Origin of the sequence: Streptomyces parvus, from assembly GCF_014648875.1 — a bacterium.
Lineage (GTDB): Bacteria > Actinomycetota > Actinomycetes > Streptomycetales > Streptomycetaceae > Streptomyces > Streptomyces parvus.
On sequence record NZ_BMRY01000013.1, the window covers coordinates 95,862 to 112,024 of the forward strand.

Sequence of the window (16,163 nt, forward strand, 5' to 3'; positions counted from 1 at the left end):
CTGGGTGTTCACCACATGGACGAAACGGGCTCTCGGGAACGTGACATGCCAGTACCTCTGCGGGCTCGAACGCCGACTCCTCCCGCAGGCTCACCCGAAGGTGAAGGCGTAGGCCTGGAGGCCCTCGTCCACGCGCAGTTCGAGGCGTGCGGTACGGGCGTCCTCGTCGTCGGTGAGGCGGTACAGCGTCGGCGACCCGGTCACGTTGATGGTCCTGGTCACCTCGCCGTTCACGAGGACGGTGACCTTCCCGGTGCCCGCGAGAACGAGGTTGGCGTTCTTGGCGCGGTAGGTGAAGGCCAGCCGGGCATCCTTCCCCGCCGTGAACTGCTCGTACCCGGCCGTCCATGTCCCGTCCAGCGAGAACCTGTTGAGCGGGAGAGCGCCCTCGGGGAAGCGGTAGACGGCCGGCCGGTCGTCCACCAGGGGCGTGCCGACGTACCCGCGGACGCGCAGGTTGCTCAGATAGGTCTCGGGCGTCCGGTCGGAGGCCAGGTCGCCCATGGGAGGGTCCGTGGGTTCAGGGAGGGTGACCGTGGGGTCGGCCTGCCGGAGCAGTTCGCGGATCATCTTCTCGGTCTTGTCGTACTCGCCCTCGCCGAACTTGAAGTACCGGACGGTGCCCTCGGCGTCGATCAGATACTTGGCAGGCCAGAAGCGGTTGCGGTAGTTGTCCCAGGTGGTGAGTTCGTTGTCGAGGGCGACGGGCCAGGTGACGCCGAGCTTCTCGGCGCCGGAGACCACGTTGCTCCGCTTCTTCTCGAAGGCGAACTCGGGGGAGTGCACCCCGATGATGCGCAGTCCGGCGTCCCGGTAGGCGCGCTCCCAGTCCTGCAGATGCGGCACCGCACGCTGGCAGTTGATGCAGGAGTAGGTCCAGAAGTCGACCAGGGTGACCTTGCCGCGCAGGCTCTTCAGGTCCACGGGCCGGTCGCCGGGGGTGTTGAACCAGGAGTCGATGCCCTCCAGTGCCGGGGCCTGCCCGCAGGAGCGGAGTTCGTCGGCGCCGTCCTCGCAGCGGGAGAGCTCCTTGTTGGAGTTGTCGTACAGGCCGGACAACTGCTGCCGGGCGGCGTCGCTGTCCTCGATCTTCTTCTGGACGCCGGAGGTGTAGTCGGGCAGGGACCGCTGGATCGCCGCCGTGACGTCCAGTGCCAGGCCCACCGCGAGGACGATCATCAGGCAGCCCGCGGCGATCCGCAGCCCACGGGCGCGGCGGCGGAAAGCGGCGACCCGTTCGGCGACCCTGCGCCCGGCCAGGGCGAACAGGAGCAGCGGTACGGCGGTGCCCACGGCGAACGACAGGGTCAGCACCACGATGTCGGTGCTGATCTCGCCACGGGCGCCCGCGATGGTGATCGCCGCCAGGACGGGCCCGGCGCACGGCACGTACAGCAGACCGAGGCCGAGCCCGAGAGCGAAGGCGCCGCCCTCCTTGTTGACCTGGCGCTGCGGGAGACGGGCGAAGGGCTTCTCCAGCAGGCGTTCGACGGGCGGGAAGATCAGGCCCAGGCCGATGAGGACGAGCAGCCCCAGGCCCACGTAACGCAGGATGTCCTGCGGCAGGCCGAGGGCGGAGATGATCGTCACCCCGAGCAGGGTGAAGAACGCGAAGCTGACGACGAGCCCGGCGACGACGGCGTACGGACGCCGATTGCGCGGCGCGCGTGCGGGCGCGTCCGGGGGAGCGGTCGCCACGGCGCCGCCCGCTCCGTCCGCCGATCCGCCGCTCCCGCGGTCGTCCGCCGCCCCGCCGCTGCCGTCTGCCGCCCCACCCTCACCGTCGGCTCCGGCTGTGCGGGGTGACCGGGCCGGCTGTCCCGCGTCCTCGCCTCTCCCGGTGCCGCCCGCCAGGAACACCACCGGAAGGACGGGCAGGATGCAGGGTGAGACGGCGGTGATCAGTCCGCCCAGCAGACCGATCAGTATCAGGGTGACCATGGCGCACCGCCTCTCGCGGGAGAGAGCGGCAGTGTCCGCGGCCCTCACCACCTATTCGGCGCCGGGCGATCGCCGGATTGGTGGCGGGGCGGCCTGCGGACCGGCCAGGAGGCCGCGCAGGGCACTTCCTCAGGGACGGGCGCTCACGACCTCGTGGCGATGCCGCAGCCCTCGCCGTCGCCCTCCCGCATCCGCTCCTCGATCGGTGTGCTGCGGTCGTACGGGTCGACCGCCTGGCCGTCGCCGTCGGCACCGGTGGTGCGGTCGGCGAGGAAAGCGGGGATCAGATAGCCGGTGTACGTGTCGCAACCGCCGTTGGTCGTGTCCACCTTGTAGGAGACGAGGGAGAACGTCCCCGGTTCGATCACGATCTTCTCCGGGTCGTCCCAGCTCATCACCACCTCGCGGCGCACGATGGTGCGCGCGACCTCGTCGTCGCCCGAGGCGCGCACGACCGGGTAGACGTAGGTGACGTCGGTGGAGACCTCCACCGCGCCCTTCTCGCCTTCCCGGAACGTGACCCGGCCGCGCGTCTTGACCACGTCCCCGACCGGCCGCACATCGGCGGACCGGAAGCGGCTGAACAGCAGGAGGGGGTCGTTCTCGCGGTCGGGCGCGCGGAACGCCTTCTTCAAGTAGTCCTGCACGTCCGCCTGGTGGGGGTTGATGAGCGCCATGGCCTTCGTGGGCCGCTCGCCGCGCAGGACGGCGGGGTCGAGGCTGGAGGCGGTCAGGAAGTCCCGGGTGCGGTCCAGCGCCGTGCCGACCTCCGCCCTGCTCATCCAGCCGGTCGCCCGCGGCGCGGGCAGATGGATGCCCGCAGCGCCGTCGGCCCACCGTGCCGCCGGGGATCCGGCGAACGGCTCGTCCGGGGTGGGAAGCGGGCCGTCCGCCTCCTGGGCGGGCGGGCCGTCCGGGCGCGCCGACTCCCCGGCCAGGGGCAGGGTGTCCACCGCGTCCCCGCCGTCGAACCAGCCGACGATCCGGCCGGGGGCGACGGCCACGGCGACCAGCAGGACCACGACGACCACGAGGCCGACCGCGTACCAGCCCTTGCCGCGCCGGGGCCGGGGCGGCTGATGCGTCCGCCACCCCCGCGGCGGTTCGGGCTCCTCCTGGAGCCGCCGGGTCACCATCCGGGCCCGCGCCGACGGTTCCTCGGGCGCGCCCGGGCTGCCGGCCTCGGACTCCCTCAGGAACCGCTCCCACTCCTCGTCCGGTACGGACGCCCCACCCTTGCTCAACTCACCGCTCCCGTCCCTGTGTACGCGCCCGGGCCCTCCCCAGGTCCGGGCGCTGCACGGGGCATCATCACACGGACCGCCGACATCGGCGGCGGGCGGCCCGGTCACCCGCCGGGCGCCCCCACGCGCAGCCCGTCCATGACGAAATCGAGGAGCCGGCCGGCCCTCGGCTCCCAGTCCTCGTGCGGATCGATCTGCCAGAGACCGGCGATCGCGAGGAAGAAGTCGTCCGGCGTCACCCCGGGCCGGATGGCACCGGCGTCCTCGCAGGCGCGGAGCAGGGTTCCGGCCGCCTCCATGACCGGCGTGGGACCGGGCCTGGCGGGTCCGCCCGGTGCGCTGGTCACCAGCCGGATCGCGTCCGCGAGACCCGCCTTCGTCATCGCGAAGCGGGCGAGCCGGTCCATCCACTCGCGCAGGGCCCTCTCCGGCGGCCGGGTCTCCAGCAGCTCGCACGCCGCGTCGGCCACCTGCTGCATCTCGTAGCGGTAGACCTCCAGGACCAGCGCCTCCCGGTGGGGGAAGTTGCGGTAGAAGGTGCCCTGCCCGACCCCCGCCTTCTTGGCGATCGAGCTCAGCGGGGCGTCCGCGCACAGCGTCAGTTCGACCGTGGCCACCCGCAGGATGCGCTCGCGGTTGCGCTGAGCGTCCGAACGCAGGGCGGTGTCCTTCTTCGGCTGCTGGGACACGGATCCTCCTCGGGGGGTGTGGCCGGACTCGGGGTGCATGGCCGAAACCCGTCCTTGTTAACCGGACAGGTGTCCGTTACGTTTTCCGGGTAAGCGGACAGTGGTCCGGTTAGGGCTACCTTACTCCCGGCCGGGGCCCGCGGTCGCCGACCGAGGCCCGGGTTCTCCTCATCATCCGACATCAGAGAAGGCTGAACATGGCCCCAGCGCCCTCGTCGACGTCCAGTGCGATCACCCTGAACATCAACGGCGAGAAGCACCACCTGCCCATCGACCACCGCACCACTCTCCTCGACGCCCTGCGCGAGCGCCTCGACCTCACCGGTACCAAGAAGGGCTGCGACCAGGGGCAGTGCGGCGCCTGTACCGTCCTGGTCGACCAGCGGCGCGTCGTGTCCTGCCTCAGCCTCGCGGTCGCGGCCGAGGGCCGCGAGATCACCACCATCGAAGGCGTGGCCGAGGGCGACGAACTCCACCCCGTCCAGCAGGCCTTCCTCGACCTCGACGGCTACCAGTGCGGCTACTGCACGCCCGGCCAGATCTGCTCGGCCATCGCCGTCATCGAGGAACACGCGGCCGGCTGGCCGAGCGCCGTCACCGACGACCCGGGCCCCGACGCGGGGCCGCCACCGCTGACGCCCGAGGAGATCCGCGAGCGGATGAGCGGCAACCTGTGCCGCTGCGGCGCGTACGTGTCGATCGTCCAGGCAGTCGCCCGCGCGGCCGAGGAACGCTCCGCGGAGGAACGCCCCGCCGGGGAAGACGCCGCAGAGGGACACGCGGCCGGTAAACACACCGCCGAGGAGGCCGCCGCATGAGGGAATTCGGCTATCAGCGCGCCCACGACATCAACGGCGCGGTCTCCCTCCTCGCCGCCGACCCGGACGCGCGCTACCTCGGCGGCGGCACCAACCTCGTCGACCTGATGAAGACCGGCGTGGAACGCCCCGCCCTCCTCGTCGACGTCCGCGAACTCCCCCTGGACCGCGTCGAACCCACCGCGGACGGCGGCCTGCGCATCGGGGCCACCGTCACCAACAGCGACCTCGCCGTCCACCCCGAAGTCCGCCGCAACTACCCGGCGTTGACCCAGGCCCTGCTGGCCGGAGCCTCCGGGCAACTGCGCAACATGGCCACCGTCGGCGGCAACCTCCTCCAGCGCACCCGCTGCGGCTACTTCACCGACCTCTCCCAGCCCTGCAACAAGCGTGCCCCGGGCACCGGTTGCCCCGCCGTCACGGGCGAGCACCACAACCACGCGGTCCTCGGCGCCTCCGACCACTGCGTGGCCGTGCACCCCTCCGACATGGGGGTGGCCCTCACCGCCTTCGACGCCGTCGTCTCCTACGAGAGCGCCGAAGGACCCGGCGAAGTCCCGCTCAGCGACTTCTACCTCCCCGTCGGCGACACCCCGCACCGGGAGACCGCCCTGCCGGCCGGCGCGCTGATCACCCATGTGACCCTGCCCGCCGCCCCCGTCGCCGCCCGCTCCCGCTACCGCAAAGTGCGCGAGCGCGCCTCGTACGCCTTCGCCATCGGCTCCGTCGCCGCCGCGCTCACCGTCGAGGACGGCCGCGTACGCGAAGCGCGCCTCGCCCTCGGGGCCGTCGCCTCCCGCCCCTGGCGCGCCCGCGCGGCCGAAGCCGTCCTCGTCGGCGCACCGGCCGACGGCGCGACCTTCGCCGCCGCCGCGGACGCCGAGCTGGCCGCGGCACGGCCGCTGCCCCACAACGGATACAAGGTGACCCTCATGCGCAACCTCGTGGTCTCCGTCCTGACCGAACTCGCCGGGGAGGACGCCCGATGACGACCACCACCCCGGGCCCCTCGGCGCTCCGCGGAGCCGTCGGCACCGCCCGTACCCGTATCGAGGGCCGCGAGAAGGTCACCGGCGCGGCACGTTACGCGGGCGAGATCCCCTTCGCGGACCTGGCACACGGCTGGCTCGTGCTTTCCACCGTCACCCGAGGCCGGATCCTCGACGTGGAGACCGCCCCGGTCCTCGCCATGCCGGGCGTGCTCACGGTGCTCCACCACGGCAACGCCCCCCGCCTCAAGACCGATTACGTCGGCATGCTCGGCACCCCGCCGGACCCGACCTGCGCCGTCTTCCAGAACGACCGGGTGCCGTTCGCCGGCTGGCCGGTCGCCCTGGTCGTCGCCGAGACCCCGGAGGAGGCCAGGGAAGCGGCCGAGGCGCTCGTGGTGACGTACGACAGCGAACCGCACGACACCGCGCTCCACCCGGACCACCCCGGCGCCTACCCCGCCGCCGGCCATATGCCCGCCGAGACGGAGAAGGGCGACCTGGAGGCTCAACTGGCCGCCTCCGCCTTCGTGGTGGACGCGGAGTACACCACGCCCGAAGAGCAGCACAGCATGATGGAACCGCACGCGGCGACCGCCCGGTGGGAGGGCGGCCGGCTGGAGGTCGTCGACTCCAACCAGGGCGCCGGCTGGGTCCAGGGCGAACTGGCCACGATGTTCTCGCTCGACGCCTCCTCGGTGCGGGTGCGCTCCGAGCACATCGGCGGCGGCTTCGGCAGCAAGGGCCTGCGCGCCCACCAGGTGTCCGCCGTGATGGCCGCCACCGCCCTGCAGCGCCCGGTCCGGGTGGTGCTGACCCGGCGTCAGACATTTTCGCTGGGCGGCTACCGCAGCCCCACCACCCAGCGGGTCAGGCTCGGCGCGGCCCCCGACGGCCGGCTGCTGGCCCTGGAACACCGCTCGCTGAACCAGACGTCCACGGTGTACGAGTTCGTCGAGCCCAGCGCGGGCGTCGCCCGGGTGCTGTACGACGCCGACGCCCACCGCACCGCCAACCACGTCGTCCGGCTCGACGTGCCGTCCCCGACCTGGATGCGCGCACCGGGGGAGGCCCCGGGATCCTTCGCGATCGAGGCGGCCCTCGACGAACTCGCCGAACGCGGCGGCATCGACCCGATCGAACTGCGCCTGCGCAACGAGCCGGAGGTCGGCCCCGTCTCGGGACTCCCGTTCGCCGGCAACAACCTCGCCGCCTGCTTCCGCGAAGGAGCCCGCAGGTTCGGCTGGGCGGACCGCGACCCACGCCCCGGTATCCGCCGCGAGGGGCGCTGGCTGCTGGGCACCGGCACGGCGGCGGCCTCCTTCGGTGCGGGGGCCGCCCCCTCGACGGCCCTGGTCACGGCGGAGGCTGACGGCTCCTTCACCGTACGCATCACCGCCGCCGACATCGGCACGGGAGCCCGCACCGCGCTCACCCTGATCGCCGCCGACGCGCTGGAGACCGCACCCGAACAGGTCCGGGTCCGCATCGGCGACAGCGACTTCGGCCCCGCGATGATCGCCGGCGGATCCATGGGCACCCGCTCCTGGGCCTGGGCGGTCACGGCGGCCGCCGCCGAACTGCGCGAGCGCCTCGCGATGACCACCTCGATCCCGCCGGAAGGGATCACCGTACGGTCCGACACCACCGAGGCCCTCGGGGCGCTCGCACGGAAGGAACGCCACTCGTTCGGCGCGCAGTTCGCCGAGGTCGCCGTGGACACCGCCACCGGCGAGATCCGGGTGCGCCGCATGCTGGGCGTCTTCGCGGCGGGCCGGATCGTCAACCCGCTCACCGCCCGCAACCAGCTCGTCGGCGGAATGACCTGGGGTATCTCGATGGCCCTGCACGAGGAGGCGGTCCGCGACCGCAACACCGGCGGCCACTACGCCCCCGACCTCGCGGGCTACCACGTCGCCACACACGCCGACACCCCGGCCATCGAGGTGGACTGGGTGGACGACCACGACCCGGAGGACCCGGTCGGCATCAAGGGCGTCGGGGAGATCGGCATCGTGGGCGCGGCGGCGGCCGTCGCCAACGCGGTCTGGCACGCCACCGGCGTACGCCACCGGGATCTGCCGATCCGCCCCGACCGGGTCCTGGCCGCGACCGGGCCGGAGCCCGCCGGGGGAGCGGTGGATGCTTGACATCGCCGGTGAGCTGCGCCGATGGATGACGGAGGGCCGGGAGTTCGCGGTCGCCACCGTCGTGTCCGTCGGCGGCAGCGCGCCGCGCGGGCCGGGGGCCGCCCTCGCCGTCGACAGCGAGGGAACCGCGATCGGCTCGGTCTCCGGCGGCTGCGTGGAGGGCGCGGTCTACGAACTGTGCGCGCAGGCCCTCGCCACCGGCGAGAGTATGCGTGAGAGCTTCGGCTACAGCGACGAGGACGCCTTCGCCGTCGGTCTGACCTGCGGCGGCGTCCTGGACATCATGGTCACGCCGGTACGGTCCGACGCGCCGGAGCGTGAGGTGCTGCGGGCCGCGCTGACCGCCGCGGTGTCCGGTGGGGCGGCGGCCCTCGCCCGGGTGGTGGACGGCCCGGACGGATTCCTGGGGCGGGCGCTGCTCGTCCGCGCCGACGGCTCCCACGAGGGCGGGCTCGGCGGCCACCCGGAGCTGGACCGTACGGCGGCGGCCGAGGCCTCGGCCCTGCTCGACACCGGCCGCACCGGCACCGTCGCCCTCTCCGAGGACGGCTCGCACTGCCCCGGCGGCCTCACCCTGCTCGTCGAGACCAGCGTCCCGCCGTCCCGCATGATCGTCTTCGGCGCGGTCGACTTCGCCGCCGCGCTGGTCCGGGCCGGCAAGTTCCTGGGCCACCACGTGACGGTGTGCGACGCCCGGCCCGTCTTCGCCACGCCCGCCCGGTTCCCCGAGGCCGACGAGGTGGTCGTCGACTGGCCCCACCGCTATCTGCGACGCACCCGCACCGACGCCCGTACCGTCCTGTGCGTGCTCACGCACGAGGCCCGGTTCGACGTGCCGCTGCTCACGGAGGCGCTGCGGATGCCCGTCGCGTTCGTCGGCGCGATGGGGTCGCGCCGCACCCATGAGGACCGGACCCGGCGGCTGCGCGAGGCCGGCCTCGGCGACCGGGAGCTGGACCGCCTGCGGTCGCCCATCGGCCTGGACCTCGGTGCCCGTACGCCGGAGGAGACGGCGCTGTCCATCGCGGCGGAGATCGTCGCGGCCCGGCGCGGCGGCACGGGCCTGCCCCTGACCGGGGGAGCGGAGCCCATCCACCGGGAGCCCGGCCCGGAACGGCGGGTCGTCAGCCGGCTCTGAGGCCGCCCCGGATCCGGTCGACGACGGCCGAGACGAGCTCGTCGAACTGCTCGTCCGGGGTGGGCGGCGGCAGCGCGGCGGCTTCTCGGAGGGTGGGGATGTCCAGGTCGGCGTGGCCGGCCGGCCAGGCGTCGGGAACGAGCCCGGCCCGGCCCGGACTGTCGCCCGCGCGGTCCGCCGGTCCGTCGATCACGAGGACGAAGGACAGGACCAGCAGGGAGAGTTGGCGGTGCGCCGCGAGCGCCGCGGGCATGTCCAGGCCCACGTCCCGCAGCAGCCGCAGAAAGCGGTCCAGGTTGAGCAGGCGGTTGGGGTGGACCGAGGCCGGGGGCGTGTCCTCCTCCAGGGAGACCAGCAGGGCGCGGGGCCAGCGGCGGTACAGCGCCCGCAGGGAACCGGCGTAGTCCGCGACGGAGGTCTCCCAGGTCGAGGCGTGCAGCGGGGGCGGGTTCCACGAGGTCAGCAGGGTGTCGACGGCCAGGTGGACGACGTCCTGGCGATCCTCCACGTAGTTGTACAACGCCCTTACGGTCACGCCGAGTTCGGTGGCGAGGGCGCGCATCGTGAGGGAGGCGAATCCCTGGGCTCCGGCCATCTCCAGCGCCTTGGCGGCGATGCTCTCGCGGGTGAGGACCGGGCGGCCCTTGCGCGTGGCGGGGCGGCGGCGGGACGTGGCAGGCATGGCGCCAGGGTACGGCCCGCTTGAACTTCACACCTGTTGACTTTAGTGGCGGGTCCCTCCAGGCTGGCCACGTCACGGGTCGCCCGGTATCTCGTCCGGACCACCCGGGCCTGTCCGTGCTGCGCACACGTCGCTGCCCACACGTCCGCGAAGCCTGCGAACGCCTGTGCCCACTCCTGCCCCGGAGGACGGTTCCCGTATGTCCACCCGTCGGAAGTCCCGCCGTCTGCCGCCCCTGAGCGGGGTCCTGATGCTCGTGATGGCCTCCACGGGGCTGGTGGTGATCGACCTGACGATCGTGGCCATCGGACTGCCGCTGATCAGCGCCGACATCGGGGACGGAGCCTCCGCCGAGTCCGTGGTGGTGACGTACACGGTCGCCATGGGCGCCCTCACCCAGGTCGTCGGCAGCCTGTCGGACCGGTGGGGCCGGCGGCCCCTGTTCCTCGCCGGGATCGCCGTGTTCACCCTGTCCTCGCTGGCCGCGACCGTGGCGCCGGACCTGCTGTGGCTCGACGTCGCCCGCGTGGTCCAGGGCGCGGGAGCCGCCGCGATCATGGTGAACGGCATCCCGCTGCTCTCCGACCGCTACTCCGGTGAGGAGCGCGACCTCGCCATCGGCGCGTGGGGCTCGTTCGCGACCGCGGCGGGCCTGCTCGCCCCGGTCTTCGGCGGCGTCCTCGCCGAGACCTTCGGCTGGCGGGCGGTGTTCGCGGTCAACCTGCCGCTCGGCGTGGCCGCCTGGGTGCTGGCCGTACGGGTGCTGCCCCGCTCCCCGGGGGCGGCGGGCACGACGGAGGCGTCCGGTACCCCGGAGGCTCAGGCCCCCGGGCCGCAGCACGGACGGACTGGCTCGGCAGCCTGCTGCTGATGCTCGGTCTCGGCACGGCGACGCTGCTGATGCTCGGCTCCGGCGACACCCCCTGGTCCGGGCGGGACACCGCCGTGCTGCTCACCGCCTGCGCGGTGCTGACCGCCTTCCTGGCCGTCCAGCTCAAGGTGCCCACGCCGACGCTGGAGCTGCGGATGTTCGGCAGTCCCGCGTTCTCCGGCGCGATGCTGGCCGTGCTCCTCTCCCGCGTCCTGACCATCGGCGGCTCGGTCTACCTGGTGCTGTACTTCTCCGACGGCCTCGGCATGAGCCCCACGGGGGCGGGCCTGCTGATGACCCCGATCTTCCTGGCCCAGGTCGTCATGGGCATGGTCGGCTCCAAGCTCATCGGAGACCGGCCCCCCGGCCTGGTGATCGGCTCCGGTTACGCGCTCAAGGGCGTCGGCCTGGCCGCCCTGGCCCTGTTGATTACCCCCGACACCCCCTGGTGGGCACTTGTCGTGCCGCTGCTCGCCTGGGGTGCGGGCGGCGGGATCGCCGGCGCACCCGTCATGGCGGTCGCCGTGCGGGTCACGTCCCCCGAACGCGTCGGCATGGTCGCGGGAACGGTTTCCACGCTCGCCTCGCTCGGCGCCGGTGTCGGCACCGCGGCGCTCGGTTCCGTCTTCGCCCTTTCGGGAGGGGACGGCGCCGAGGCGGTCACCGACGGCGCCCGCACCGTACTGGCCGTGTCCGCGGCGCTCGCGGTCGTCGCCGTGATCACCACCGTCACGCTCGTCGGACCCCGCCGCGTCCCTGCCCGCGTTCCCGCACAGGAGGACGGTGATCCCGCCCCCGCCGGGACGTGAGGGCCACTGCGGCGCGTCCTAGCCGGCGTCCTGGCGGCGCACCATCTCGGCGATCCAGTCGGGTGCGTACGGGGAGGTGCACCCCGGAGAGGTCGGATAGTCCTTGAGCACCTCCAGCCGCTCTCCGATGCCGACGGCACGGGCCCGGAGACCCGGGTTGTCGATGCCGATCTGGGCCAGGCAGTGGTTCATCGCCCACTGCAGACGGTCCGGGGCGTCCTTCATCTCCGCCTCGATGACGTCCAGCAGCCCCGGGAGGTCGAGGCCCTCGGGCTTCTTCCCGACGCGCTCGGTGGTGAGCGCCCAGCCGGCGCTCGCGACCACGGGATCCGGATCGGCGGACCAGGCGACGCGCAGCTCCTCGGCGTGCGGGCTCTTCTTCGCCACGTAGTTCACGAGCCAGTCGTGCACCTTGGGTGCCCGGGCCTCGCGCAGCATGCGGTCCAGGTCGTCACGCCCGAAGGCCTTCGGGCGACAGATCAGGAGCGCCAGCAGCCTCGCCGCGGTGTCGGCCGTCTCCCACAGCCGGACCGCGAGCTCCTGCTGCGTCCTGAGCCGCTTCGCGACGGCCCGCAGCTTGCCGAGGTTCACGCCGTGGTCGTCGCCGTGCTTCTCGTTCACCGCGCGGGCCCGCGGGTCCTCCAGGGCGGCCAGCTCGGCCATGACGTCCGCCACCGTCGTGTCGACCGGGTTCTCCGCGGCCACCTCGGTCTCCTGTCAGTCGGTCGGAACGGGGGATTCAGCGTACGACGGTTCCACGAACGGCGGATCGCGGGTTTGGCGGCGCCGTACGGGGTCACTCCGGTACAGCGGAGCGAGCCACCGACTGCCGGACCGTCCGGTGACGGCCTCCCGGGCTTCGCCCCGCTGGCGAGGAGACATGAACCGCTCGACGGTGGAATTACTGCTGACCGCACAGGAGGACACGATGCGTGACGTACGCAGGATCTTGCGCGCCAAGGTCCTGAAGGCCCGCGGACTGGCCAAGGAGTCGGACGGCAAGGCGCTCGACGACCAGGGCCGCAGGAACGAGGGACGGCGTCGGCAGGCCGACGCGGACCGGCTGGGGCGGCGGGACCGGCCGGACGGGACGTCCGGCCGTTGAACGGCGGCCGAGGGGTTCGGCTTTCCGAGGGCGAGGACGACCCGGTGACGCCGGACGCCCTGCCGGGCGCTCCCGTCACGGCCCCGGCGGCGGGCGCGGCGGCCGCGCGTCCGGGCCGGGTCGTGCGCCTTCCGGGGGTGTACCGCCCGCAGACCGACACGCTGCTGCTGGCCCTCGCCATGCGCCGCGAGGGGATCGGCCCGGGTACGGATCTGCTGGACCTGTGCACCGGGAGCGGCGCGCTGGCCCTGCACGCCGCCCGGCTCGGCGCCCGCGTCACCGCGGTGGACATCAGCCGCCGGGCCGTTGCGTCCGCACGGTTGAACACCGCGCTCGCCCGCCTGCCCGTCACCGTACGGAGGGGGGACCTGCTCCGGGCCCTGCCGGGCCGCACGTTCGACGCCGTCGTCAGCAACCCCCCGTACGTCCCGGCCCCCGGCCTGACCCTGCCGCGCTACGGACCGGGACGCTCCTGGGACGCGGGCCCCGACGGCAGGGTGGTCCTCGACCGCATCTGCGACGACGCCTCCGCCGCCCTGCGCCCCGGCGGCCTGCTCCTGCTGGTCCAGTCGGGGCTGAGCCGCCCGGAAGAGACGGTCGGCCGGCTGTCCGCGGCCGGTCTCGACGTCCGTGTGACCGACCGGGTGACGATCCCGTTCGGACCGGTGACGCGCCGCCGGGCCGCCTGGCTGCGCGATCAGGGCCTGCTGCGGGACCGGCTGGGGCGGGAGGAACTGGTGGTGATCCGTGGCCGGAAGGAATGAGACACCACGCCGCGTGGTGGTGAACCGGGAAGGCCCGATCCTGGTGGAAGGGCCGGTCGAGGTCGTCGGCGACGACGGCACGACGACCCGGTCCGACCGGTTCGTCGTCGCGATCTGCACCTGCCGCCGCAGCCGCGCCTACCCCTGGTGCGACACCAGCCACCGCCGCCGCAAGCCCGCAGGGCCCGCGAAATGCCGCCCGGACGGCGGACAGCCCGAGGAAGCGGACGACCGACAGCCCGAGGACGGCGAGGAGGAGACCCGACCGTGACGACCCGGGCCACCACACCCCGCGACAGCCCTGCCGCGCCCCCCGCGCTGCCCTCGGCACGCGGCCCCCTGAGCGAGAGCGTCCTCGCCGTGTTGGCGGGCGGCGGCACCCGCCTGCCCGCCGCCGACGCGGTCCGCCGCTCCGACCCGTACGGGGACGACCTCCAGCTCCTCCTGTACGTCCTCTACGAGCTCCACTACCGGGGGTTCGCCGGGGTGGACGAGCGCCTGGAATGGGACCCCGACCTGCTCGGCGTGCGCGCGGCGGCCGAGGACGTCTTCCTGGACGCGCTGCGCCGCAACGCCGGCCCGGGCGGGCGGGACGTGGCCCGGGCGGTGGACGGGCTCCAGCTGGAACCCGTCGGGGACGACGGCCACAGCGTCAGCCACCACCTCCGGCGGGAGGGCGAGCTGTGGCAGCTGCGCGAGTACGCCGCCGTGCGCTCTCTGTACCACCTCAAGGAGGCCGATCCGCATCTGTGGGTGGTGCCCAGGCTCCGGGGCCGGGCGAAGGCGGGCATGGTGGCCGTTGAGTTCGACGAATTCGGGGCGGGACGGGCGGAGAACGTCCACGCCCAGCTCTTCGCCGACCTGATGACCGACCTCGGCCTCGACGCCCGGTACGGCCGTTATCTCGACGTCGCGCCCGCCCAGGCCCTGGCCGTCGTCAACATGATGTCCCTCTTCGGCCTGCACCGGCGGCTGCGCGGCGCCCTGGTCGGGCACTTCGCGACCGTGGAGATCACCTCGTCCCCCGGATCGAGGCGACTGGCCGAGGCTCTGCGCCGGGCCGGTGCGGGCCCCGCCGCCCAGCGGTTCTACGACGAGCACGTGGAGGCCGACGCGGTCCACGAACAGGTGGTGCGCCACGAGGTGATCGGCGGCCTGCTGGAAGACGAGCCCGGCCTGGCGGCCGACGTCGTGCTGGGCATCGAGGCGACCGGCCACGTGGAGGGCCTCCTCGGGGACCATCTGCTGGCGGCGTGGCGCGGGGGCCGATCGGCGCTGCGCACACCGCTGACGCCTGAGAGAAGGGCGTGGCCCGTCAGGCGACACCCTGGAGCACACCGTCGCGCACGCGCTCGCAGGACTGGCTGAGCAGGCGCGACACGTGCATCTGCGAGATGCCGAGGCGTTCGGCGATCCGCACCTGGGTCATGTCCTGGAAGTAGCGGAGGTACAGGATCGTCCGCTCCCGCTGCGGAAGCTCCCGCAGCCCCGGCTTGGCGGCCTCACGGTCGACGGCGGTGTCCAGGGCCGTGTCGCAGGACCCCAGCCGGTCGAGCAGGGGCGAACCGTCCTCCACGCCCGCGGGTTCGGCATCCAGAGAGAGGGCGCTGTAGCTCTCCAGGGCCTCCAGGCCCAGCAGCACGTCCTCCTCGCCGAGCCCGGTGGCCGAGGCGATCTCGGCACAGGTCGGGGACCCGCCCCCGCTGCTCTGCGCCAGCTCGTGGCGCGCCACCCGCACTCGGTTGCGGAGGTCCTGGACGCGGCGCGGCACATGGACGTCCCAGGTGTGGTCGCGGAAGTGCCGCTTCAGTTCCCCGGTGACGGTGGGTACGGCGTAGGTCTCGAAAGCCTTGCCCCGCTCCGGGTCGTAGCGGTCGACCGCCTTGACGAGCCCCATGGCGGCCACCTGCCGCAGATCGTCCATGGCTTCGCCGCGGTTGCGGAACCGGGTCGCGATCCGGTGGGCCATCGGGAGCCACGAGCAGATCGTCTCCTCGCGCAGCACGTCCCGCTCCGGCCCGGGAGGAAGCGCCCGCAGCCGCCGGAACGCCCGGTCGGGCGATGGGGTGTCGGTAGGGCGGTCGGGCTCGGGGGTGGCTGCTGTGCGCATGGGGTCACTCCTCGTCGACGATGCGTCAGGGGCGCCGCGGGAAGGTGACCGACCGGACAAAGGCCGCCCGGAATCCCACGAGCGCACCTCTTGTCCGAAGCACGAAATACCCCATACCCGGCGTAAGTGGTGCTAAACGTGAATGTCGCGAGGTTGCGGTCCGGGTGAGTCAGCCGGGGCCCGGGCCGAACGGGCTGTCGTCGAGGTGGTCGAGCAGATCCGCGACGTCCCGGTAGACCGCGTCCGCCCCCGCCCGCTCCAGGTCGGCGCGCGGGATACCGCCCGACAGGAGCGCCACCGCGCCCACCCCGGCCCGGGTCGCCGCCTCCATGTCCCACACCGTGTCGCCCACGAACACCGCCTGCTCCGGAGCGACGCCGACCAGCCGGCAGGCCAGCTCCACGGGTTCCGCGGACGGCTTGCCCCGGTCCACGTCGTCCGAACTCGCCGTGTCCCGGATCGCCTCGTCCGCGTCCACCGCACGCCGCAGCGCGGTCAGCTCCGCCCCGCTCGCCGAGGTGGCGAGGACGACCCGCCAGTCACGGCCGGCCAGGGTGCGCAGCAGATCGCCCGCCCGCCGGAAGGCGGGGAGCCGGTCGAAGTACGTTCCGTAGAGGACCGTGTGCGCGGAGCTGATGGCCTCGTCCTGCTCGGGATCCCGGTCGGCACCGAGCAGCCGCTCGATCAGGTCACCGGAGCCGAGCCCGACCGCCCGGTGGATGTCCGGCATCGGCACCGTGTGCCCAGCCTGCCGGAACGCCTCCCACCACGCCACCACGTGCAGGTGGTTGGTGTCCGTGAGTGTGCCGTCCACATCGAAGATCGCCGCGCCTGCCATGGTCAGCCGTCCCTC

At 73.3% G+C, this 16,163-nt stretch carries 17 protein-coding genes; 10 read left to right on the forward strand and 7 right to left on the reverse strand.

The features are described from left to right. Positions 1-90: 90 nt before the first annotated feature. From IE140_RS30920 to IE140_RS30930, 3 genes are all read right to left on the reverse strand, one after another. Complete coding sequence (locus IE140_RS30920) at positions 91-1,941, reverse strand: cytochrome c biogenesis protein DipZ (RefSeq protein ID WP_150196255.1); 1,851 nt, start codon at positions 1,939-1,941, stop codon at positions 91-93. A 143-nt stretch (positions 1,942-2,084) separates the two neighbouring features. After that, positions 2,085-3,185, reverse strand: coding sequence for a hypothetical protein (locus IE140_RS30925; protein WP_150196256.1), 1,101 nt, complete (start codon positions 3,183-3,185; stop codon positions 2,085-2,087). Positions 3,186-3,289: 104 nt separating this feature from the next. Continuing rightward, positions 3,290-3,874, reverse strand: coding sequence for a TetR/AcrR family transcriptional regulator (locus IE140_RS30930; RefSeq protein ID WP_444545636.1), 585 nt, complete (start codon positions 3,872-3,874; stop codon positions 3,290-3,292). 197 nt (positions 3,875-4,071) lie between these two features. On the opposite strand from IE140_RS30930, the gene IE140_RS30935 reads away from it, so the two are divergent. The 4 genes from IE140_RS30935 to IE140_RS30950 are packed head-to-tail and all read left to right on the forward strand — an operon-like array spanning position 4,072 to position 8,969. Next, positions 4,072-4,692: a (2Fe-2S)-binding protein gene (locus tag IE140_RS30935; RefSeq protein WP_032769009.1), complete on the forward strand. Its 621-nt coding sequence runs from the start codon at positions 4,072-4,074 to the stop codon at positions 4,690-4,692. Next, entirely contained in the window at positions 4,689-5,681 is a 993-nt protein-coding gene (locus IE140_RS30940; protein WP_189460894.1) for an FAD binding domain-containing protein, read from the forward strand. Before IE140_RS30935 ends, IE140_RS30940 begins: the two co-directional genes overlap by 4 nt. Then, the gene (locus IE140_RS30945; protein ID WP_150196275.1) at positions 5,678-7,831 is read left to right on the forward strand and encodes a xanthine dehydrogenase family protein molybdopterin-binding subunit; all 2,154 of its coding nucleotides are present in this window, start codon (positions 5,678-5,680) and stop codon (positions 7,829-7,831) included. Before IE140_RS30940 ends, IE140_RS30945 begins: the two co-directional genes overlap by 4 nt. Continuing rightward, on the forward strand, positions 7,824-8,969 hold the full coding sequence (locus IE140_RS30950) for an XdhC family protein (protein ID WP_150196276.1): 1,146 nt from the start codon (positions 7,824-7,826) through the stop codon (positions 8,967-8,969). Before IE140_RS30945 ends, IE140_RS30950 begins: the two co-directional genes overlap by 8 nt. On the opposite strand, the gene IE140_RS30955 is transcribed toward IE140_RS30950, so the two are convergent. Beyond that, on the reverse strand, positions 8,956-9,651 hold the full coding sequence (locus IE140_RS30955; protein WP_150196277.1) for a TetR/AcrR family transcriptional regulator: 696 nt from the start codon (positions 9,649-9,651) through the stop codon (positions 8,956-8,958). The two genes, IE140_RS30950 and IE140_RS30955, sit on opposite strands and share 14 nt — an antisense overlap. A gap of 199 nt (positions 9,652-9,850) precedes the next feature. On the opposite strand from IE140_RS30955, the gene IE140_RS36710 reads away from it, so the two are divergent. Next, positions 9,851-10,522, forward strand: a complete 672-nt coding sequence (locus IE140_RS36710) for an MFS transporter (protein ID WP_229826960.1) — start codon at positions 9,851-9,853, stop codon at positions 10,520-10,522. After that, on the forward strand, positions 10,522-11,331 hold the full coding sequence (locus tag IE140_RS36715; protein WP_229826961.1) for an MFS transporter: 810 nt from the start codon (positions 10,522-10,524) through the stop codon (positions 11,329-11,331). Before IE140_RS36710 ends, IE140_RS36715 begins: the two co-directional genes overlap by 1 nt. An 18-nt stretch (positions 11,332-11,349) precedes the next feature. Here the strand turns inward: IE140_RS36715 and IE140_RS30965 are convergent, their stop codons facing one another. Continuing rightward, entirely contained in the window at positions 11,350-12,036 is a 687-nt protein-coding gene (locus tag IE140_RS30965) for a DNA alkylation repair protein (protein ID WP_150196278.1), read from the reverse strand. 175 nt (positions 12,037-12,211) lie between these two features. Here IE140_RS30965 and IE140_RS30970 point away from each other — a divergent pair, with 175 nt between their 5' ends. From IE140_RS30970 to IE140_RS30985, 4 genes are read left to right on the forward strand one after another with little or no spacing between them, the layout of a single operon-like run. Then, complete coding sequence (locus tag IE140_RS30970; protein WP_150196279.1) at positions 12,212-12,436, forward strand: hypothetical protein; 225 nt, start codon at positions 12,212-12,214, stop codon at positions 12,434-12,436. A 44-nt stretch (positions 12,437-12,480) separates the two neighbouring features. Continuing rightward, positions 12,481-13,200 carry a HemK2/MTQ2 family protein methyltransferase gene (locus tag IE140_RS30975; RefSeq protein WP_229826962.1) on the forward strand — a complete coding sequence of 240 codons (720 nt, stop codon included), beginning with the start codon at positions 12,481-12,483 and terminating at the stop codon, positions 13,198-13,200. 13 nt (positions 13,201-13,213) lie between these two features. Beyond that, complete coding sequence (locus tag IE140_RS30980; protein ID WP_093438860.1) at positions 13,214-13,471, forward strand: CDGSH iron-sulfur domain-containing protein; 258 nt, start codon at positions 13,214-13,216, stop codon at positions 13,469-13,471. After that, complete coding sequence (locus tag IE140_RS30985; RefSeq protein WP_229826963.1) at positions 13,468-14,568, forward strand: iron-containing redox enzyme family protein; 1,101 nt, start codon at positions 13,468-13,470, stop codon at positions 14,566-14,568. The genes IE140_RS30980 and IE140_RS30985 overlap by 4 nt, the downstream gene beginning before the upstream one ends. Here IE140_RS30985 and IE140_RS30990 read toward each other — a convergent pair. Beyond that, positions 14,516-15,310: a SigB/SigF/SigG family RNA polymerase sigma factor gene (locus tag IE140_RS30990; protein WP_150196280.1), complete on the reverse strand. Its 795-nt coding sequence runs from the start codon at positions 15,308-15,310 to the stop codon at positions 14,516-14,518. The two genes, IE140_RS30985 and IE140_RS30990, sit on opposite strands and share 53 nt — an antisense overlap. A gap of 169 nt (positions 15,311-15,479) precedes the next feature. After that, positions 15,480-16,148, reverse strand: coding sequence for an HAD family hydrolase (locus IE140_RS30995; protein ID WP_150196281.1), 669 nt, complete (start codon positions 16,146-16,148; stop codon positions 15,480-15,482). Between the last annotated feature and the right edge of the window lie 15 nt (positions 16,149-16,163).